This window comes from Kosakonia oryziphila (genome assembly GCF_900094795.1).
GTDB classification, from domain to species: Bacteria; Pseudomonadota; Gammaproteobacteria; order Enterobacterales; family Enterobacteriaceae; genus Kosakonia; species Kosakonia oryziphila.
Map to the genome: position 1 here is coordinate 1 of NZ_FMBC01000003.1, position 19,492 is coordinate 19,492.

The 19,492-nt window shown below is 53.4% G+C and carries 20 protein-coding genes; 4 read left to right on the forward strand and 16 right to left on the reverse strand.

The features are described 5' to 3' along the window. Positions 1 to 350: 350 nt before the first annotated feature. Positions 351 to 734: a fluoride efflux transporter CrcB gene (gene crcB, locus GA0061070_RS02045; protein WP_090133234.1), complete on the reverse strand. Its 384-nt coding sequence runs from the start codon at positions 732 to 734 to the stop codon at positions 351 to 353. 89 nt (positions 735 to 823) lie between these two features. Between crcB and GA0061070_RS02050 the strand changes: the two genes are divergently transcribed. Continuing rightward, positions 824 to 1,612, forward strand: coding sequence for a deaminated glutathione amidase (locus tag GA0061070_RS02050; protein ID WP_090133236.1), 789 nt, complete (start codon positions 824 to 826; stop codon positions 1,610 to 1,612). Between the two features lie 127 nt (positions 1,613 to 1,739). Further along, entirely contained in the window at positions 1,740 to 1,937 is a 198-nt protein-coding gene (gene tatE / locus GA0061070_RS02055) for a twin-arginine translocase subunit TatE (protein WP_090133238.1), read from the forward strand. A 66-nt stretch (positions 1,938 to 2,003) separates the two neighbouring features. Here tatE and lipA read toward each other — a convergent pair whose 3' ends face one another. The 11 genes from lipA to GA0061070_RS02110 form a co-directional block, all read right to left on the reverse strand. After that, positions 2,004 to 2,969, reverse strand: a complete 966-nt coding sequence (gene lipA, locus GA0061070_RS02060; protein WP_090118864.1) for a lipoyl synthase — start codon at positions 2,967 to 2,969, stop codon at positions 2,004 to 2,006. A 211-nt stretch (positions 2,970 to 3,180) separates the two neighbouring features. Beyond that, positions 3,181 to 4,134, reverse strand: a complete 954-nt coding sequence (locus tag GA0061070_RS02065) for a YbeF family transcriptional regulator (RefSeq protein ID WP_090133240.1) — start codon at positions 4,132 to 4,134, stop codon at positions 3,181 to 3,183. Positions 4,135 to 4,436: 302 nt separating this feature from the next. Continuing rightward, positions 4,437 to 5,078: a lipoyl(octanoyl) transferase LipB gene (gene lipB, locus GA0061070_RS02070; RefSeq protein ID WP_090133242.1), complete on the reverse strand. Its 642-nt coding sequence runs from the start codon at positions 5,076 to 5,078 to the stop codon at positions 4,437 to 4,439. A gap of 85 nt (positions 5,079 to 5,163) precedes the next feature. After that, positions 5,164 to 5,427, reverse strand: a complete 264-nt coding sequence (gene ybeD / locus GA0061070_RS02075; protein WP_007373847.1) for a DUF493 family protein YbeD — start codon at positions 5,425 to 5,427, stop codon at positions 5,164 to 5,166. A gap of 104 nt (positions 5,428 to 5,531) precedes the next feature. Beyond that, entirely contained in the window at positions 5,532 to 6,743 is a 1,212-nt protein-coding gene (gene dacA, locus GA0061070_RS02080) for a D-alanyl-D-alanine carboxypeptidase DacA (RefSeq protein WP_090133244.1), read from the reverse strand. Positions 6,744 to 6,881: 138 nt separating this feature from the next. Then, positions 6,882 to 8,054: an endolytic peptidoglycan transglycosylase RlpA gene (gene rlpA / locus GA0061070_RS02085; protein ID WP_090133246.1), complete on the reverse strand. Its 1,173-nt coding sequence runs from the start codon at positions 8,052 to 8,054 to the stop codon at positions 6,882 to 6,884. A gap of 10 nt (positions 8,055 to 8,064) precedes the next feature. Beyond that, positions 8,065 to 9,177: a peptidoglycan glycosyltransferase MrdB gene (gene mrdB / locus GA0061070_RS02090; protein WP_090133249.1), complete on the reverse strand. Its 1,113-nt coding sequence runs from the start codon at positions 9,175 to 9,177 to the stop codon at positions 8,065 to 8,067. Positions 9,178 to 9,179: 2 nt separating this feature from the next. Next, entirely contained in the window at positions 9,180 to 11,081 is a 1,902-nt protein-coding gene (gene mrdA / locus GA0061070_RS02095; protein WP_090133251.1) for a peptidoglycan DD-transpeptidase MrdA, read from the reverse strand. Positions 11,082 to 11,110: 29 nt separating this feature from the next. Further along, a complete protein-coding gene (gene rlmH, locus GA0061070_RS02100; protein WP_000776107.1) occupies positions 11,111 to 11,578 on the reverse strand; it encodes a 23S rRNA (pseudouridine(1915)-N(3))-methyltransferase RlmH in 468 nt (155 codons plus the stop codon). A 3-nt stretch (positions 11,579 to 11,581) separates the two neighbouring features. After that, on the reverse strand, positions 11,582 to 11,899 hold the full coding sequence (gene rsfS, locus GA0061070_RS02105) for a ribosome silencing factor (RefSeq protein ID WP_007373852.1): 318 nt from the start codon (positions 11,897 to 11,899) through the stop codon (positions 11,582 to 11,584). A 246-nt stretch (positions 11,900 to 12,145) separates the two neighbouring features. Then, positions 12,146 to 12,757: an adenosylcobalamin/alpha-ribazole phosphatase gene (locus GA0061070_RS02110; protein WP_090133253.1), complete on the reverse strand. Its 612-nt coding sequence runs from the start codon at positions 12,755 to 12,757 to the stop codon at positions 12,146 to 12,148. A 100-nt stretch (positions 12,758 to 12,857) separates the two neighbouring features. Here GA0061070_RS02110 and cobD point away from each other — a divergent pair, with 100 nt between their 5' ends. Next, positions 12,858 to 13,946 (forward strand): threonine-phosphate decarboxylase CobD, encoded by a 1,089-nt coding sequence (gene cobD / locus GA0061070_RS02115; RefSeq protein ID WP_090133255.1) that lies wholly within the window; start codon positions 12,858 to 12,860, stop codon positions 13,944 to 13,946. Here the strand turns inward: cobD and nadD are convergent. Genes nadD through leuS form a run of 4 tightly spaced genes read right to left on the reverse strand, consistent with a single transcriptional unit; the run spans position 13,900 to position 18,752 of the window. Beyond that, positions 13,900 to 14,562, reverse strand: coding sequence for a nicotinate-nucleotide adenylyltransferase (nadD, locus tag GA0061070_RS02120; protein ID WP_167353523.1), 663 nt, complete (start codon positions 14,560 to 14,562; stop codon positions 13,900 to 13,902). The two genes, cobD and nadD, sit on opposite strands and share 47 nt — an antisense overlap. A 1-nt stretch (position 14,563) precedes the next feature. After that, complete coding sequence (gene holA / locus GA0061070_RS02125) at positions 14,564 to 15,595, reverse strand: DNA polymerase III subunit delta (protein WP_090133258.1); 1,032 nt, start codon at positions 15,593 to 15,595, stop codon at positions 14,564 to 14,566. Beyond that, positions 15,595 to 16,155, reverse strand: a complete 561-nt coding sequence (gene lptE / locus GA0061070_RS02130; protein ID WP_090133260.1) for an LPS assembly lipoprotein LptE — start codon at positions 16,153 to 16,155, stop codon at positions 15,595 to 15,597. Before lptE ends, holA begins: the two co-directional genes overlap by 1 nt. A 14-nt stretch (positions 16,156 to 16,169) precedes the next feature. Continuing rightward, on the reverse strand, positions 16,170 to 18,752 hold the full coding sequence (leuS, locus tag GA0061070_RS02135) for a leucine--tRNA ligase (protein WP_090133262.1): 2,583 nt from the start codon (positions 18,750 to 18,752) through the stop codon (positions 16,170 to 16,172). A gap of 236 nt (positions 18,753 to 18,988) precedes the next feature. Between leuS and GA0061070_RS02140 the strand changes: the two genes are divergently transcribed. After that, positions 18,989 to 19,471 (forward strand): zinc ribbon-containing protein, encoded by a 483-nt coding sequence (locus tag GA0061070_RS02140; protein ID WP_090133264.1) that lies wholly within the window; start codon positions 18,989 to 18,991, stop codon positions 19,469 to 19,471. Positions 19,472 to 19,492 lie beyond the last annotated feature (21 nt).

Sequence of the window (19,492 nt, forward strand, 5' to 3'; positions counted from 1 at the left end):
TGAACCAGTGGCAAACGCTGATGAGAGATCTGAACAGGTGGATAAGGCGCAGGTTGCGAAGTGTCCTGTGGAAACAGTGGAAAACGGGCAGCAAGCGCTTCAAAGAGTTGCGCAGACGGGGAGTAAGCAAAGACCTTGCAGCGCAAACGGTAGGGAGTTGCCATAAGCAATGGCGGATAAGCTGTAGTCCGGCACTGAGCATAGCACTTCCCAATCGCCTGTTCATCAGACTGGGCCTACCGGATTTATAGGCAGGCGACGATAAACATAACCGAACCGCCGTATACGGACCCGTATGTACGGTGGTGTGGGAGGAGGCTGATCGTGAGATCAGCCCCTATCCCGATTCTTCAGTTTGCGTTAACGGTTGAAAAGAGCCAGAAAGCCAGCGCCGTCATCGCAAACGATCCCAGCAAGTTAACCGCTACGTTCAATAACGCCCAGCTGACACGACCTTCCTGCAACAAAAACACCACTTCAGCAGAAAAGGTGGAAAATGTCGTCAGCCCGCCACAGAAGCCGGTGGTAAGCAGCACTTTCCACACAGGGTCGATATGCGTCATTCGGTTGAACCACGCCAGCCCCATGCCAATAATAAATGCGCCCACCAGGTTGGCGGTTAACGTGCCAAGGGGAATTATCTGATGCGTCGGGTTTAGCCTCATACTGAGCATCCAGCGCGCAACGCTGCCTGTACCGCCACCGATAAATACCGCTAAAAGAAGTTGTAACACTGTGAAATCCTGCTATTTGATTTGTTAGAGTGCTGAGTTTAGCGCCGTGACCACTTTCTGGCTATGGCGGCACAGCGGAGGGGAAAACGATGATTGTTGCAGCCGGGCAGTTTGCTGTTACACCGGACTGGGAAACTAATGCATCAACTTGCGTCGAGTTGATGGCGCAAGCGGCACAGCAACAGGCGTCGCTGCTGGTGCTGCCAGAGGCGTTACTGGCCCGGGATGATGCTGACCCTTATCTTTCGGTAAAATCGGCGCAGAGGCTGGATGGCGGCTTTCTATGTCTGCTTCTTGAAGAGAGCCGCCGGAATAAGATGACCACCATACTGACGGTGCATGTTCCCTCCACGCAAGGGAGGGCAGTTAATACGCTGCTGGCGTTATGTCAGGGGGAGATCGTTGCCCAGTATGCAAAGCTCCATCTCTATGACGCATTTAATATGCAGGAGTCAGCGCGGGTAGATGCGGGCAGCGTTCTGCCACCGCTGATTGAGGTTGGTGGAATGCAGGTCGGGTTGATGACCTGTTATGATTTGCGTTTTCCGGAACTGGCGTTGGCACTGGCGCTGGCGGGCGCGCAACTGCTGGTTCTGCCTGCCGCATGGGTGCGAGGGCCGCTAAAAGAGCAGCACTGGGCGACATTACTGTCTGCCCGGGCGCTGGATACCACTTGTTACATGGTGGCAGCCGGAGAATGTGGAAACAAGAATATCGGCCAGAGTCGGATTATCGATCCGCAAGGTGTAACCATTGCTGCGGCTGCCGAAGCGCCACAACTCATTTATGTTGAGGTCACGACAGATCGCGTAATGCAAACGCGAGAGAAACTTCCCGTTTTACAGAACCGACGCTTTGCGCCGCCGCAACTCCTGTGATGTTTTTTTAAACAAAACTTGATTCATCTCGTTACAGATTGCTATTGTGTGCGCGCGTCGGATGACCGTTAATGAACTCAGGTTATAATGACGTTTTATACAGCCTGTTTTACGAAAGAAGGTATCTATGGGTGAAATTAGTATTACCAAGCTGCTGGTCGTGGCCGCACTGGTTGTTCTGCTGTTTGGAACCAAGAAGTTGCGTACGTTGGGCGGTGATCTGGGCGCAGCCATCAAGGGCTTCAAAAAAGCCATGAATGATGACGATGCCGCGAAGAAAGACGCTAACGAAGTGACAGCAGAAAAACTCACTCACAAAGAGTGAACTGCCCCGACAGGCGAAAAAAACCGGCGTAGATGCCGGTTTTTTTGTCTGGAGTGTAAGCAGGTGTTACTTCACTTCAATACCTTTAGCCTGCAAGTCCGCGTGATAGGAAGAACGAACAAACGGGCCGCACGCCGCATGGGTAAAGCCCATTGCCAGCGCTTCTTCTTTCATCTCGTCAAACTCGTCCGGGCTGACATAGCGCTGAACCGGCAGGTGATGGCGGCTTGGCTGTAAATACTGCCCCAGCGTCAGCATCGTCACACCGTGGCGGCGCAGATCGCGCATCACATCGATAATTTCAGCATTCGTTTCGCCAAGTCCTACCATCAAACCGGATTTGGTTGGGATCTCCGGATGCGCTTCCTTAAAACGCTCCAGCAGTTTCAGTGACCAGTTGTAATCGGCACCTGGACGTACCTGGCGATAGATACGCGGCACGTTCTCGAGATTGTGGTTAAACACGTCTGGCGGCGTTGCGGTGAGGATATCCAGCGCACGATCCATACGGCCACGGAAGTCCGGAACCAGCGTCTCAATTTTGATGGATGGACTTTTTTCGCGGATTGCGGTGATGCAGTCCGCGAAATGCTGTGCACCGCCGTCACGCAAATCATCACGGTCAACGGAAGTGATGACCACATAACGCAGCGCCATATCAGCAATAGTCTGCGCCAGTTTTTGCGGTTCGTTAGCGTCAGGCGCCACCGGACGACCGTGCGCTACATCGCAGAATGGGCAACGACGTGTGCAGATGGCACCGAGGATCATAAAAGTGGCCGTTCCGTGATTGAAACACTCAGCAAGGTTCGGGCAGGATGCCTCTTCACACACAGAGTGCAGCCCATTTTTACGCATGGCTGCTTTGATCCCCTGGATACGGGAAGAATCTGCCGGGAGTTTGATTTTCATCCATTCCGGTTTTCTCAGCAGAGCTTCGCGCTCGATTGCCACGTTTTTAACCGGGATAAGCGCCATTTTATCGGCATCGCGGTACTTAACACCGCGTTCCATCACAATGGGTTTACTCATAGCGTGCGTGTTCCAGTTGCGGATAACGAAGTAAGTATTTCAATTCAAGTGAATGTTGTATTTATCAACTATTTTTGAATTAACGTGCGCGCAGTATACCATTATTGGCGAGTAGAAAGCAGCCTGACAGCGGGAGCAATTTGTAAAATAGTTGTTGTTTTGTGCCTAATGCCCAGCAAGTGTTAGCACTTTCACCAGGGGAGAACGGGCGTTAAAAAGCCCGTCGGATAACATTGATGACATTCTCCAGCACAGGATCGCGCAAACTCAATTTATTGTAATACAGTGAGATATCGAACCGTTCACTGCTAATCGGCGGAAAATCGATTTCGACCAGTGGCCAGCAATTACTGAAGAGTTTGAACAAACGTCTCGGCATCAGGCCGAGCAGATCGCTGTTGCCGATCAGTGCTGCAATAGTAAACACATTGTAACTGCTAAAACTCACCTGACGTTCCGGAAAGAGATCCTGCACACGCTGACGCAGCCCACTCAGTTTTTGCCCTTCCATCATGAGCAGTGTGTGCTCATACTTTTGCAATACTACTTCGTTGATCGGCTCATTCAGACAAGGATGCCCTTTACGACACACCAGCATCATCCGGTCGCTATACAACACGTGATGATTGAGTGTGCGCGAACTGGCAATATGCGTATCAATAATCAAATCCGTCTGGAACTGACTAAGCTGGCTTTCTGCGTCGTTTACCGGGATATTACGCATCATCAGATGCGGCGTTTGCGCTTTAATAGCCTGAAAGAGGATCGGAATAACTAATGCGCCGATCGACGGCGGCGTGCCAATCGTAATGGTTCGTTGTTTGTCGTAGCTACCGGTAAGATCCAACGCGCCAAGAATCGACTCCAGCCCCTGGCTGATATATTCATGCAAATGTGTGGCATAGGCGGTCGGTGTAACGCCCTGACCTTTACGAATAAAAAGCGGATCTGGAAATATTAAGCGCAGTTTCTGAATCGATTGGCTAATAGCAGAAGGCGTGAGGCTAAGCACTTTTGCCGCGTTGACGATTCCTTTATGGACATATACTGCCTCAAAAATTGTCAGTAAGTTGAGATCAATATTGCGCAGCGTCCGGAAGATTTGCGGCTTATCTTCTTCAGGGCAAACGGTTATTCGCTTTTCCTGTAGGTTATTATTATCCACGCTTGTGCTCCATAATCATTCGCAACATGAATGATAGTTGAATTTGTTTTTCTAGTTGATTATTAATTTGAGTTAACATCCTGTCATGCATCATCATTACGTAATTTTTTCATCGTGATGCGAACATTGCGCTCAAAATTGCTGGCCTGAAGCACGCATACGAAGCCGGAATAGCACCGTAATGTATATTTGCCAGACAAGGCAGGTAGGTTGAAAATAGAGAAGAAGGCATCTGTTGTAAAGCGCTAACATGCCAGTTAAATAACGACCCGCACAAAATGCGGGTCGAAATACATGATATATTAAGCACCCATATATTGATGGCGCGGATTGTTTAGTAACGCTAAAAATTGCTGAACAAGAATTGGCCTTAGGTTATCCACCCCAGTATTTTCCGTCAGTTGGCTGACCTGCGTCATTTCCATTCCGGCATAGCCACAGGGATTGATGCGCATAAACGGTGTCAGATCCATGTCGATATTTAATGCCAGCCCGTGAAATGAGCAACCTTTACGGATACGCAAACCCAGCGAACAGATCTTCTTCCCCTGTACATAAACGCCCGGTGCATCAGCGCGCGCTTGTGCATTGATTCCCTGCGTCGCCAGCGTGTTGATAACCGTATTTTCCAGCAACGTAACAAGCTCACGCACACCAATTTTACGGCGTTTCAGGTTGATTAGCACGTACATCACTTGCTGGCCTGGGCCGTGATAGGTCACCTGGCCGCCGCGGTCGCTCTGGATGACCGGAATATCTCCGGGTGCCAGAACGTGTTCAGCTTTACCGGCCTGCCCCTGAGTAAACACCGGGTAGTGCTCTACCAGCCAGATTTCATCAGGCGTTGTATCGTCGCGGGTATCTGTGAAGTCATGCATTTGTTGGGACACTGGCTCGTAAGGTTGCAGGCCCAGATTGCGGATAAGAATGGTGTCCTGAGACAAAACGGCATCTCCGGCGGAGAAAAGAGTGAGGGGAGTATATCACAGCAAAGACGTTACCCGAATGTTTCCGGGTAACGCCAAACGATTACAGAACCATACGCACAATTTCAATGTTGCCGAGTTCTTCGTACAACGTTTCAACTTGCTCAATATGGGTGGCGGTGATGGTGATGGATACCGAGTGGTAATTGCCTTTGCTGCTCGGTTTTACCTGCGGGGAGTAATCACCAGGCGCGTGGCGCTGCACCACTTCAACCACCAGATCAACCAGCTCTGGCTTCGCCAGACCCATCACTTTGTAAGTAAAGGGTGTCGGGAATTCAAGCAGTTCTTTGAGATTGGTTTTCATGTCAGCTCCGGCGTAAAAAATAATAACTCCTGCCGGATGGGCAGGAGTTTTTCTGAGATGCTAAGTATATGGGGACGGAAATCACACTTTCAAGTGCTCAATTTTTAACCGAACCAGTGATGGAACATCAATTTAATGTAATCAATGACTTTGCCGAAGAAATTGCCTTCCGGTATCTCCTGCAACACCACCAGCGGGCGCTGCTCAATGGTTTTGCCATCTAACTGGAAGTTAATGGAACCAACAACCTGATTTTTTTGCAGCGGTGCATGCAGTTCGCTGGTGTTCAACACATAGCTGGCTTTCAGATCTTTCATGCGGCCACGTGGAATGGTCAGGTAAACGTCTTTATCAACGCCCAACGATGCGCGATCGCTGTTGCCAAACCAGGCTGGCTCAGAAGCAAACTCTTTACCGGCTTTCAGCGGACTGACGGTTTCAAAGAAGCGGAAGCCCCAGGTTAGCAGTTTTTTGCTTTCGGTTTCGCGGCCTTTAAAGGTACGACCACCCATTACGGCAGAGATCAGGCGCATCTGACCTTCCGTTGCCGAAGCCACCAGGTTATAACCCGCTTTTTCGGTATGGCCGGTTTTGATACCGTCCACGTTCAGGCTGTTATCCCACAGCAAACCATTACGGTTGGTCTGGCGGATGCCGTTAAAGGTAAATTCTTTTTCTTTATAGATGGAGTATTCGTTCGGTACGTCGCGGATTAATGCCTGGCCAATCAGCGCCATATCGCGTGCGGAGCTGTACTGGCCATCAGCGTCCAGGCCGTGAACCGTCTGGAAGTGGCTGTTCTGCAAACCGAGCGCATTCACATAGCTGTTCATCAGGCCGACGAAAGCATCCTGGCTGCCCGCAACATAATCGGCCATTGCTACACAGGCGTCGTTGCCGGATTGCAGGTTGATACCACGAATCAACTGAGAAACCGGCACCTGCATGCCAGGTTTCAGGAACATTAGCGAAGAGCCACGGAATACCGGGTTGCCGGTCGCCCATGCATCCTTACCGATAGTCACCAAATCGCTGTCTTTAAACTTGCCCGCTTTCATCGCCTGGCCGATGACATAGCTGGTCATCATTTTGGTCAGACTCGCCGGATCACGGCGTGCGTCGGCGTTCTGTTCCGCCAGCACTTTACCGGAGTTGTAATCGATCAGGATGTAAGATTCCGCGTCAATCTGCGGAACGCCTGGGATCATGGTTTTGATATTCAGATCATCAGCATGGGCGACGGTAAGAGACGCTGCAGTCAGCGCGGTGGTGAGCGCCAGGCGCTGCACAAAACGAACGGAAAAAGTGGTCTTCATGGTCGAACAACGACATCCGTGATGGAGTTAAAAAAAGTGCCTTACTATAGCAAAAGCTATATCGGCAGGCATCCGACTTTAAGCATGACTTTGTTAATGCTGCTTACATAAGCTGACAAAGTCAGACACCTTACCCAATTACTGCGCGCCAGTGATAAAAGACTGTAATTGCGCTTCATTTTGCAACCGCTGCTGCAGTGCGCTGGCGTCTGCTTTAGTGCTGAATGGCCCAAGCTGAACGCGCCATACCGCACCGTTCTGCGTCACGCGGCCCGGTACAGAGAACTGCTGGGCCAGGCGCTGCTGATACTGCTGTGCGCGAGTCTGATCGCTGACGGCGCCGACCTGCACCATATAGCCGCTGCTGGAGGCTGCTGTTGCGCTGCTGGCGGTGACGGAACTTTGTACGCGCCCCTGGACAGATCCCGGCGCCGTAACTGGCGAAGTGCGGGTTGCTGGCATCACGGTTTGCGTTACCGGCGTGGTGGTTTGCGCGACTGGCGTCGTGGTCGCCGTTGCGATCGGTTGCGCTGGTTCACTGCCTTCCAGCACGCCGCTGGGGAGCGGTGTCGGTGCACCGAGGAAGCCGCCGCTACTTACCGGCGCGCCAGTGGCATCGCTGCTTTTTAGCGTATCGTTACTGATGGCCTGAACGTTGCCCTGCGGCTGTACAGGCTGCGGTGCGGAAGAGACACTGCCCGAACCGTCGCCGAGATCGGGACGCGCGGGCAGCACATAGGTTTGCTGCGCGACTTTAGTACAGGCCATGCCCGGCCCGGAGAGTGAACCATCCTGAGCGACGATAATCGGGTCGATACGCACTTTGGTGTTATTCGACGTGTTCAGGCGGTCCGCTGCCGCGCGCGATAACGAGATCACTCGGTCGTTGCCATATGGTCCACGATCGTTAATGCGAACAACAATCATGCGGCCATTTGCCAGGTTGGTGATACGTGCGTAGCTTGGGATCGGCAGCGTCGGATGGGCTGCCGTCAGTTGCATTGGATCGAACGCTTCGCCGGAAGCGGTCAGATTGCTGCCCGGCTCAGCATCATAAATGGCGGCGAAACCGGCCTGGCTGAAACGGGAAGGATCCTTAACGATTTTGTAGCTCTTGCCGTCGCGCTCATAATCCTGATTTGCCGTGGCATTCGGTGCTTCGTAATGAGGCTCCGCGCCGCTGATCTCAACAACAGGACCAGTACACACCGCAGGTTGAGGCGCTACGGTCGTCTGCTGCTGACCATCATCATTTGAACATGCTGCCAGTAACCCTGCTGCTATGCAGATCCCCAGCCATTGCTTACGCATTGCGCACCTCTTAAACGTTCTTAGACAACATTTTCCTGTGAGTATGGATCGACATAACGATACCAAACCCGGCCATGAGTACGATCAGAGCTGATCCGCCGTAACTGATCAGTGGCAACGGTACGCCGACCACCGGCAGTATGCCACTCACCATACCAATATTTACGAACACATAAACGAATAAAATCAACATTAAACCGCCAGCCATGACACGGCCAAAGGTGGTTTGTGCCCGCGCGGCAATCCATAACCCGCGCATAATCAGCAGCACATACAGCGCCAGCAAAATCAGAATCCCGATCAGCCCCAGCTCTTCCGCCAGTACGGCGAAGATAAAGTCGGTGTGGCGTTCGGGCAGGAACTCCAGCTGCGACTGCGTACCGTGCAACCAACCTTTGCCGCTCAGACCGCCGGAGCCGATAGCAATTTTCGACTGAATAATATGGTAGCCTGCGCCGAGCGGATCGGTTTCCGGATCGAGCAACATCATCACACGTTGGCGCTGATAATCATGCATCAGGAAGAACCACAGCACCGGAATAAACGCCGCGACCAGCACCGCAGCAATAGCGATCAGCCGCCAGCTTAGACCGGAAAGGAACAGGACAAACAGCCCCGAGAGCACCACCAGAATCGCGGTACCCAGATCCGGCTGCGCCGCCACCAGCAGCGTTGGCAGAAAGATCAGCGCCAGCGCAATAGCGGTATTTTTCAGCGAAGGCGGGCAAACGTCGCGGTTAATAAAGCGCGCCACCATCAGCGGCACGGCGATTTTAGCGATCTCAGAAGGTTGAAAACGTACAACGCCGAGATCGAGCCAACGCTGCGCACCTTTGGAGATCGCGCCGAAAGCATCCACCGCTACCAGCAGGATAATGCAGAAAATGTAGAGATAGGGCGCCCAGCCTTCATAGACGCGCGGCGGCACCTGCGCCAGCACTACCATGATAATCAGCCCCATGGCGATCTGGCCGATTTTACGTTCGGTCATGCCAATGTCCTGGCCGCTGGCGCTCCAAATCACGATCGAGCTATAAAACAGCAGCGCGAGGATGATAAGCAACATTGTGGGATCAATATGTATTTTGTCCCAGAACGATTTTTTGTTCGGATTATCCGTCATGATTATTGGTCCTCCGCCGCTGCCGTTGAGGGGTTTTCCGCTGGCAAATCGGTGTTGTTATCGCCAAGCATAATGTGGTCGAGGATCTGGCGCATAATGGTCCCAACAGCCGGTCCTGCACCGCCGTTTTCCAGAATCATAGAGACGGAGACCTGCGGATTATCATACGGCGCAAACGCAGTCATCAGTTTATGGTCACGCAGGCGCTCAGCGATCCGGTGCGCGTTATAGGTTTCATTCGCTTTCAGGCCAAAGACCTGCGCAGTACCGGACTTCGCTGCGACCTTATACGGCGCATCGGCAAAGTATTTGTGGCCGGTCCCGTTCGGGCGGTTGGCCACGCCGTACATGCCGTCTTTGGCGATCTCCCAGTAGCCGGAGTGAATATCACCGACCGGGGGTTCAACAGGTTGTTTCCACGGCACCTGTTGACCATTTTCCACTGTGCTCATTAGCAGGTGCGGCACTTTGACGATACCGTCGTTAATCAGGATCATCATCGCTTTATTCATCTGCAATGGCGTTGCCGTCCAGTAGCCCTGGCCAATTCCCACCGGAATGGTATCGCCCTGATACCACGGTTTCTTAAAGCGTTTCAGTTTCCACTCGCGCGTCGGCATGTTACCGGAGCGCTCTTCCGACAGATCGACGCCGGTATAGTGGCCATAACCAAATTTACCCATCCACTCTGACAGGCGATCGATACCCATGTCATAAGCGACCTGATAGAAGAAGGTATCGGCGGATTCTTCCAGCGCTTTTGTGACGTTCAGACGTCCGTGACCCCATTTTTTCCAGTCGCGGTAGCGTTTTTCAGAGCCCGGCAACTGCCACCAGCCGGGATCGAACAGGCTGGTATTGCGGGTGATTGCCCCGGCGCTGAGCGCGGAAACCGCCACATACGGTTTCACCGTTGATGCCGGAGGGTAAACCCCCTGGGTGGCGCGGTTGATCAATGGTGTGTTCGGATCATTAAGCAGCGACGTATAATCTTTGCTGGAGATACCATCGACAAACAGGTTGGGATCGTAGCTCGGCATCGATACCAGCGCGAGAATGCTGCCGTTGCGCGGATCGGTGACTACCACCGCCGCACGGCTGCCGGCAAGCAGTGTTTCGATGTACTGCTGCAATTTTAAATCCAGCGTCAGGTAGATATCGTGCCCGGCCTGCGGCGGCACTTCTTTAAGCTGGCGGATCACGCGGCCGCGGTTGTTAACTTCAACCTCTTCATAACCGGTCTGACCGTGCAGAACATCTTCGTAATAGCGCTCAATGCCCAGCTTACCGATATCGTGCGTGGCGGCATAGTTGGCCAGCTTGCCCTCTTTATCCAGCCGATCGACGTCTTTATCGTTAATTTTCGAAACGTAGCCAATAACATGAGTCAGTGCGGAGCCGTAAGGGTAGTAGCGGCGTTTGTAGCCTTTTACTTCCACGCCGGGAAAGCGGTACTGGTTAACGGCAAAACGCGCCACCTGAACTTCGGTCAGGTTGGTTTTTACCGGAATTGAGGTGAAGCGGTGCGAACGTGAGCGTTCTTTTTTGAAGTTGGCAATATCGTCATCGGTCAGGTCCACCACGTCGCGCAGGGCATCCAGCGTTTGCTGCACGTTATCGACTTTCTCCGGCATCATTTCGATCTGGTAAATGGTGCGATTAAGCGCCAGCGGCGTGCCGTTGCGATCGTAGATAATGCCGCGGCTTGGCGCGATGGGAACCAGTTTGATGCGGTTTTCGTTAGAACGGGTCTGGTAGTCCGCAAAACGGACGATTTGCAGGTTATAAAGGTTAGCGATCAGCACGCCGGTAAGCAGCAAAATCCCCGTAAAGGCGACCACCGCCCGGCGTACAAACAGCGCGGACTCAGCCGTATAGTCGCGAAAAGAATTCTGTAATTTCATCCGCTGCTTAATCTACCTAAGACTCGTCATTACTCACGGTGGTAAGGATGGTTGGTGGTAATACTCCATGCGCGATACAGGCTTTCAGCTACCAGCACGCGCACCAGTGGGTGCGGGAGCGTCAGCGCAGAGAGAGACCAACTTTGTTCTGCTGCCGCTTTGCAGGCGGGAGATAGCCCTTCCGGGCCGCCGATAAGCAGGCTGACGTCGCGTCCGTCCTGCTTCCAGCGTTCCAGCTCATTTGCAAGCTGCGGCGTATCCCAGGGTTTACCGGGGATATCAAGGGTGACGATGCGATTCTTGCCAGCAGCCGCCAGCATCTGCTCACCCTCTTTGTCGAGAATACGTTTGATATCTGCGTTTTTACCGCGCTTTCCGGCTGGGATCTCAATCAGCTCAAACGGCATATCTTTGGGAAAACGGCGCAGATATTCAGTAAAACCTGTCTGTACCCAGTCCGGCATTTTTGTGCCGACGGCGACCAGTTGCAGTTTCACGCATTAACTCCAGAGTTTTTCCAGCTCGTACAGGCGACGGCTCTCTTCCTGCATTACATGGACAATGACATCACCCAGATCGACCACAACCCAGTCGGCGGCGCTTTCGCCTTCGACACCCAGCGGCATCAGACCGGCTGCGCGGGATTCCTGAACCACATGATCTGCTATGGAAATCACATGACGAGTGGAAGTGCCGGTACAGATAATCATGCAATCGGTGATGCTTGATTTGCCCTGTACGTCAATCGCAACGATGTCCTGACCTTTCAGGTCATCAATTTTGTCGATAACAAAATCCTGGAGTGCTTTACCCTGCAAGTGTTCCCCCTGGGTGAGTGAAAAATGTACTGTTAATGAACGGCCTGACATTATACCTGAACTACATCAATTGTCGGGACAAATGTCTGACCCGGCAATTTCAAAAGCGGGCCATCATCCCATCATGAAGGTGTGATTGCATCGCCATTTTTGTAAAACAATTTCTGCGCGCGGAGGATAGCAGCCTTGCATGGTGTGTCAATGACCGAATCACCATGTTGAATGGGATGGTTAAAAAACACGCCATTACTCGTCGGCCCGCCAGACGGCGCGGCTATTAAGCACGCGCAGCGTAGCGAAATTCTCATGTATATCGATCATGCTCCAGCACCCTTGATCGACACGAAAATGCCATAGCGAGGCGGCAGGCATCTTTAACAGGCGGGTGATTAACAGGCTCAACACGCCCTGATGGCTGACCAGCAGGATATTCTGCTGGTGCTTAATATCGGCCAGATGTGCGATAACTTGCTCAATACGCGCGGAAAATGCCTGAAAGCCTTCGCCATTGGTTGGGATGGCATTCTGCCAGTCATTGCACCAGGCGGTATAGTTCTGCGGATCTTCGCGCGCCAAATCGCGGTGATGGCGCATTTCCCAGTCGCCGAAGAATATTTCATTCAGTAACGGTGTGGTTTCAATGGTGATTTCCCGCCGCGCAAGAACGCGCTCCGCTGTTTGTTGTGCCCGCTCCAGCGCGCTGCACAGCACATGATCAAAGGGAACCTCGCTGAGCAATTCCCCCAGGGTTTTCGCCTGCGCCAGACCTTTTGGCGTCAGCGGAGTGGGGGCGTGGCCGCTGTAAAGCCCGGCAACGTTTGCTTCAGTTTCACCGTGACGTATCAACCAGAGTCGCATCATTATCTCCCGTCTGGATTACTGCGCAAAGTTTACCATGCCCCTCAATCCACATCCCTTTTTCGTTTAAGATAACGGCTTTAAGCAAGCGGAGAGAGCGATGTTTCATAGCGCGCACGGCGGCAATACACGCGAGGCGGCCGCACTGCTGGGCATTGCACCTGAGCAGTTACTGGATTTCAGCGCCAATATCAATCCGGCGGGTATGCCAGACGCTTTGCGGCGTGCATTGCTGGAGAACATGGCGCTGGCCGAGCGCTATCCGGACGTGGAGTATCAGCGCCTGTATCAGACGCTGGCGGAACATCATCAGGTTCCGGTGTCATGGTTGCTGGCTGGAAATGGTGAGACGGAAGTGATTTTTGCGCTGGTCAATGCGTTGTCTCCGCGTCGGGCGATGCTTATTACGCCAGGGTTTGCAGAGTATCGCCGTGCGCTGCGGCTGGCAGGTTGTGACATCGTCGATTTTCCTTTGCGCGAAGACGAGGGCTGGCAACTGACCGAACGCTTTTTGGGGGCGCTGACACCGGATCTGGACTGCCTGTTTCTCTGCACGCCCAATAATCCGACCGGACTACTGCCGGATGACGCGCTGCTACAGGCCATTTCGACGCGCTGCAAGTTGCTGGGCATTGCGCTTATTCTTGATGAAGCATTTATGGATTTTATCCCGCAACGCTGCGGTTTTATCCGGCATCTGGCGGGCAATCCGCATCTGTGGGTGCTACGCTCGCTGACCAAGTTTTATGCTATTCCCGGTTTGCGGCTCGGCTATCTGTTGGGTAGCAACGAACAGAAGGTGACGCAGATGCGCGCTGCGCAGATGCCGTGGTCAATCAATGCGTTTGCTGCGCTGGCGGGGGAGGTGATTCTGCATGACCACGCTTATCAGCAGGCGAGCTGGCAGTGGCTGGCGTGTGAGCGTCCGCGTTTGTTCGCCGCGCTGAACGATCTTCCGGCACTCACTGTCTGGCCTGGTATGGCGAATTACCTTTTTCTGCGCTGTGATGCGCCTGAGGTGGAATTACAGCATGCGCTGCTGAAACAGCATATTTTAATTCGTCGTTGTGCGAATTATCCGGGGCTGGATGATCGCTATTACCGTGTTGCGGTGCGTAGCAAAGAGGAAAATGATCGGTTGATTATAGCGATGCGCCGGGCGCTGAGCGGTACAACCCCTGCGCGTTGATATATTCCAGCACGGCGGCAGGCAGCAGATCATCACAGTTTTCGCCGTGCTCTAGCCGCTCGCGGATAAGCGTTGCGGAGATATTAAACCACGGCGTTTCAGCCAGATAGATTTTTCCCGCGGGCTGTGTGTGTAACGCTTCGACATGCTGAGTGAGATGGTCATCAAGCCATTGCTGATGTTCTTTCTGCGCCATCTCCAGCGGGTAACCGGGGCGGCGGCAAACAATTAAATGGCAGTTATCCAGGATGGTTTCGTAGTGGTGCCAGCTCGGGAAGGTAAGCAGTGAATCCTGACCGATGATAAATGCCAGCGGACGCTGTGGCCCTTGTTCCTCTCGCCACTCTTTCAGTGTTAGCGCGCTATAAGAAGGCGTATCGCGGCGCAGTTCCCGCTCATCGAGGGTAAACAGCGGTTTGTCGGCGATGGCCAGTTCGAGCATGGTTTTGCGTTGCTGGCTGGTGGCTTCCGGTTGTGGACGGTGCGGCGGCACGTTATTGGGCATAATGATCACCCGTGACAGCCCAACCTGATTCGCCAGCGCTTCAACCGGCTTCAGATGCCCATAATGGACAGGATCGAACGTACCACCAAACAGTGCCTGCAACTGATTCATATCAACCATCAATAAAAACGTCTGCTAATGCCTTATGACAGAGTAGCAGAGAAAGCCCTTCCAGCTCGGCCCACACCGATTGACCAAAGTCCTGCTTCACAATCAGCTCAATGCGGCTGAGTTGATGCACCGCCTGGCATAGCTGCTCGGCGCTCAGGCGATTTAGCGCATCGCCCATCATGCCACGGCGATTTTGCCAGACCCGATGTTTATCAAATAGCGTACGCAGCGGTGTATGTGCCGCGTGACGCTTGAGCGTGACCAGTAGCAGCAATTCTCGCTGCACCGTGCGTAGCAGGATCACCGGCTCGCACGCTTCCAGGCGCAACTGGGTCAGAATATGCAACGCACGTTTACTTTTACCAGCGAGCAGTGCATCGACCCAGTGAAACGGGGTAAAGTGCGCTGCGTCGTTCACCGCCTGCTCCACGCGTGGCAGCGTTAATTTGCCATCCGGCCACAGCAGCGACAGCCGTTCAAGCGCTTGCGCCAGTGCCAGTAGATTGCCTTCATAGCAATAGCAAAGCAGCTGATTTGCGGCGTCATCCAGCTCCAGTTTGCTTTGCTTCGCCCGCGCGGCGACCCAGCGGGGGAGATTCGCCTGCTCTGGCGTCTGGCAGCTAATCTGTACGGCGTGGTTATTTAACTGCGTCAGCCATGCCGCGTTTTCCTGTGCTTTCGTCAATTTGTTGCCGCGCACGATCAGGATCAGATCCTCATGCAGCAACGAAACCAACTTTGCCAGTTGTTCATTAATGGCGGCGTTTGGGCCGTTCTCCGGCAGTAGCAAAAGTAGGGTTTGACGGCTGGCGAACAGGCTGAGTGCCTGGCAGATGGAAAAAATAGCGTCCCAGTCGGTGCTGGCATCCAGCGTAAACGTGTGATGTTCGCTAAAGCCTTGCGTCGCGGCAACCTGGCGCACGGCGTCCTGACTCTCCTGCAACAACAGTGGATCGTTACCGAGCAGCAGATACGCCGCGCGCAGCCCTTCATTGAGCTGCGCACGGAGTTGTTCCGGATACAACCTGAGCATTAGCTACCTGGTGTTACGGAAACAGAGGGAGAAGCAGGTGTTTTGGTGTGATGCGTCGCCGCATCAGCCGTGTAGACGCTCGGCAGTTTACGAATCAACTGCTCTGCCGCTTTGTCGTACATTTCCTGAATAATCATGTCCTGCTCGGCGGCTTTTGCCAGCGCTGTTTGCGGGTTATCAAAGAATGAACGGAACACTTTTGTGCTGATTGGGTAGATATCATGTCCCGGGATCAGCACGCTGGCGTTCGCGGTCAGCACCATTTGATACTCTGCGGTACGGCCATCCTGGAAGATCGATGCCGTATCACGTGCAAACGTCACCGCGCCCAGGCGCAGCGAAGGCACATCCTGACGAAGCGTGCTTTTCTCCAGCAGTTCGACACCGTTCAGGCGCAACTGGTTACGAATGGCACGGCTCAGCGGACCATTGGGATCGCTGGAATCGAAAATCATCGTTTTCATTTCGCCCGGCACCTGCGTGGTATTACGCAGATGCCAGCCACATCCGGCGGTGACCAGTACCGCCAGTGACAATAACAATGTTGCCAGATATCGCACGCTTCCTCCCGCGCTTAACCAACGACCAGATTGAGCAGTTTACCCGGTACGTAAATCACTTTACGCACGGTAACGCCATCAAGATACTTCGCCACCAGGTGTTCCTGGCCAGCGCGTTCACGCACCTGTTCTTCGGTGGCGTCCACGGCAACGGTAATTTTACCACGCACTTTGCCGTTTACCTGGACGACAACCAGCGTGGTGTCTTCCACCATCGCTTTTTCGTCCGCTACCGGCCACGGTGCATTATCGATATCGCCTTCGCCGCCCAACTCCTGCCACAACGTAAAGCTGGCGTGCGGTGTGAACGGGTTCAGCATACGAACCACGGCCAGCAGGGCTTCCTGCATCAGCGCGCGATCTTGCTCGTTTTCCTGCGGCGCTTTTGCCAGTTTGTTCATCAACTCCATAATCGCTGCGATCGCGGTGTTGAAGGTCTGACGACGGCCGATATCATCGGAAACTTTAGCAATGGTTTTATGAACATCACGGCGCAGCGCCTGCTGCTCGTCGTTCAGCGCAGCCAGATCCAGAGCGGCAACCGCGCCTTTGCTGGTGTGCTCGTAAACCAGTTTCCATACGCGTTTCAGGAAACGGTTCGCTCCTTCCACGCCGGATTCCTGCCACTCCAGCGTCATGTCAGCCGGAGAGGCGAACATCATGAACAGACGAACGGTATCCGCGCCGTAACGTTCAACCATTTCCTGCGGGTCGATACCGTTATTTTTCGACTTGGACATTTTGCTCATGCCGGTATAAACCAGCTCATGGCCTGCCGAATCCTTCGCTTTCACGATACGGCCTTTGTCGTCGCGCTCAACGATCGCGTCTTTCGGGGAGACCCAGTTACGCTCGCCGTTTACGCCCACATAATAGAACGCATCCGCCAGTACCATACCCTGACACAGCAACTGTTTAGCTGGTTCGTCAGAGTTCACCATGCCCGCATCGCGCATCAGTTTATGGAAGAAGCGGAAGTAGAGCAGGTGCATGATGGCGTGTTCGATACCACCAATGTAAATATCGACCGGCAGCCAGTAGTTCGCCGCGTTCGGGTCGAGCATGCCTTCGCTGTACTGCGGGCAGGTGTAACGTGCGTAGTACCAGGAAGACTCCATAAAGGTGTCAAAGGTATCTGTTTCACGCAGTGCTGGTTGACCGTTAATCGTCGTTTTCGCCCATTCCGGGTCAGCTTTGATCGGGCTGGTGATGCCGTCCATGACCACATCTTCCGGCAGGATCACCGGCAGTTGATCTTCCGGCGTCGGAATGACTGTACCGTCTTCGAGAGTGACCATCGGAATCGGCGCACCCCAGTAACGCTGACGGGAAACGCCCCAGTCGCGCAGACGGAAGTTCACTTTACGTTCGCCCACGCCTTTCTCTGCCAGTTTGTCGGCAATCGCGTTGAAGCCTTCTTCAAAGCTCAGACCGCTGAACTCGCCAGAGTTGAACAGCGTGCCTTTTTCAGTCAGCGCCTGCTCTGACAGATCCGGCTCTGAACCGTCCGCCGCCAGGATAACTGCTTTGATCGGCAGGCTGTATTTGGTGGCAAATTCGTAGTCGCGCTGATCGTGGCCCGGCACAGCCATGACCGCGCCAGTGCCGTACTCCATCAGTACGAAGTTTGCCGCCCAGACAGGGATCGCTTCTCCGGTCAGCGGATGAACTGCTTTAAAGCCGGTATCAACGCCTTTTTTCTCCATTGTCGCCATATCGGCTTCTGCCACTTTAGTATTGCGGCATTCGTCGATGAAAGCGGCCAGCTCTGAGTTACTGGCAATGGCTTTTTGCGCCAGTGGGTGACCTGCGGCAACGGCCAGATAGGTCGCGCCCATAAAGGTATCCGGACGGGTCGTATAGACTGTCAGCTTCTGGTCGCTGCCCTGAACGTCAAAGGTGATTTCCACGCCTTCGGAACGGCCAATCCAGTTGCGCTGCATGGTTTTCACGGTATCCGGCCAGTGATCCAGATTATCCAGGTCGTTCAGCAGTTCGTCAGCGTAGGCGGTGATTTTGATAAACCATTGTGGGATCTCTTTACGCTCAACTTTGGTATCGCAGCGCCAGCAGCAGCCGTCGATAACCTGTTCGTTCGCCAGTACGGTTTGGTCGTTCGGGCACCAGTTCACTGCCGAGGTTTTCTTGTAAACGAGTCCTTTTTTGTACAATTCGGTGAAGAACTTCTGTTCCCAGCGATAGTATTCCGGGGTACAGGTCGCCAGCTCGCGGCTCCAGTCGTAGCCGAAGCCCAGCATTTTGAGCTGGTTCTTCATATAGGCGATGTTGTCGTAAGTCCACGGCGCTGGTGCAGTGTTGTTTTTCACCGCCGCACCTTCCGCAGGCAGACCGAACGCATCCCAGCCAATTGGCTGCAATACGTTTTTACCCAGCATGCGCTGGTAGCGAGAAATCACATCGCCAATGGTGTAGTTACGGACGTGGCCCATGTGTAGTCGGCCAGAAGGATAGGGAAGCATCGACAGGCAATAGTATTTCTCTTTGCTCTCGTCTTCAGTGACTTCGAATGTGCGTTTTTCTTCCCAGTGACGCTGTACTTTGGATTCTATCTCTTCCGGGCGGTATTGCTCTTGCATGGCAGCCAGTAGTCCTGTTTTTGCTACAGCTACAAATGTAGCGTTGTTACGTGGTTTTTCAGATCGGCATAGCATAGCCCAAACGTCAGCCTCAAAACAGCCTTTCCGCGAGCCGGGAATGAAATAGCCCGGCGCTTTTGCCGTTGACTTTTTGCCAACAGTGCGGCGCAGTTAGCACTACGCACGGTAAATAACGTCTATCATTAGAGATAGTTACTGAGCCGGGAGGCGAAACGATGAACAAGGTTGCTCATTTTTACCGTGAACTGGTAGCGACGTTAACCGAACGTTTGCGCAATGGAGAGCGCGATATTGATGCATTGGTTGATCAGGCGCGCCAGCGTGTCTCACAGACCGGTGAGTTAACTCGCACCGAGATCGACGAACTGATGCGGGCTATCCGCCGCGATCTCGAAGAGTTTGCCCGCAGCTATAAGGAAAGTCAGGATGAAGTGACGGATAGCGTCTTTATGCGGGTAATTAAAGAGAGTATCTGGCAGGAACTGGCGGATATCACCGATAAAACGCAGCTTGAATGGCGCGAAGTATTCCAGGATCTCAATCATCACGGCGTCTACCACAGTGGTGAAGTGGTAGGGCTGGGGAATCTGGTATGCGAGAAGTGCCACTTCCACCTGGCGGTATATACCCCGGATGTGTTGCCGCTGTGCCCGAAATGCGGACACGATCAGTTCCAGCGACGCCCCTTTGAACCTTAAGGCAAAAACGCCTGCCGATAC

Coding starts and splice junctions, on each gene's coding strand:
- cobD (WP_090133255.1), top strand. CDS start 12,858: ATGTTTCATAGCGCGCACGGCGGCAATACACGCGAGGCGGCCGCACTG.
- ybeD (WP_007373847.1), bottom strand. CDS start 5,427: ATGAAAACCAATCTCAAAGAACTGCTTGAATTCCCGACACCCTTTACT.
- rlpA (WP_090133246.1), bottom strand. CDS start 8,054: ATGCGTAAGCAATGGCTGGGGATCTGCATAGCAGCAGGGTTACTGGCA.
- holA (WP_090133258.1), bottom strand. CDS start 15,595: ATGCTCAGGTTGTATCCGGAACAACTCCGTGCGCAGCTCAATGAAGGG.
- tatE (WP_090133238.1), top strand. CDS start 1,740: ATGGGTGAAATTAGTATTACCAAGCTGCTGGTCGTGGCCGCACTGGTT.
- mrdA (WP_090133251.1), bottom strand. CDS start 11,081: ATGAAATTACAGAATTCTTTTCGCGACTATACGGCTGAGTCCGCGCTG.
- leuS (WP_090133262.1), bottom strand. CDS start 18,752: ATGCAAGAGCAATACCGCCCGGAAGAGATAGAATCCAAAGTACAGCGT.
- GA0061070_RS02140 (WP_090133264.1), top strand. CDS start 18,989: ATGAACAAGGTTGCTCATTTTTACCGTGAACTGGTAGCGACGTTAACC.
- mrdB (WP_090133249.1), bottom strand. CDS start 9,177: ATGACGGATAATCCGAACAAAAAATCGTTCTGGGACAAAATACATATT.
- lipA (WP_090118864.1), bottom strand. CDS start 2,969: ATGAGTAAACCCATTGTGATGGAACGCGGTGTTAAGTACCGCGATGCC.
- nadD (WP_167353523.1), bottom strand. CDS start 14,562: ATGAATCAGTTGCAGGCACTGTTTGGTGGTACGTTCGATCCTGTCCAT.
- dacA (WP_090133244.1), bottom strand. CDS start 6,743: ATGAAGACCACTTTTTCCGTTCGTTTTGTGCAGCGCCTGGCGCTCACC.
- GA0061070_RS02050 (WP_090133236.1), top strand. CDS start 824: ATGATTGTTGCAGCCGGGCAGTTTGCTGTTACACCGGACTGGGAAACT.
- GA0061070_RS02110 (WP_090133253.1), bottom strand. CDS start 12,757: ATGCGACTCTGGTTGATACGTCACGGTGAAACTGAAGCAAACGTTGCC.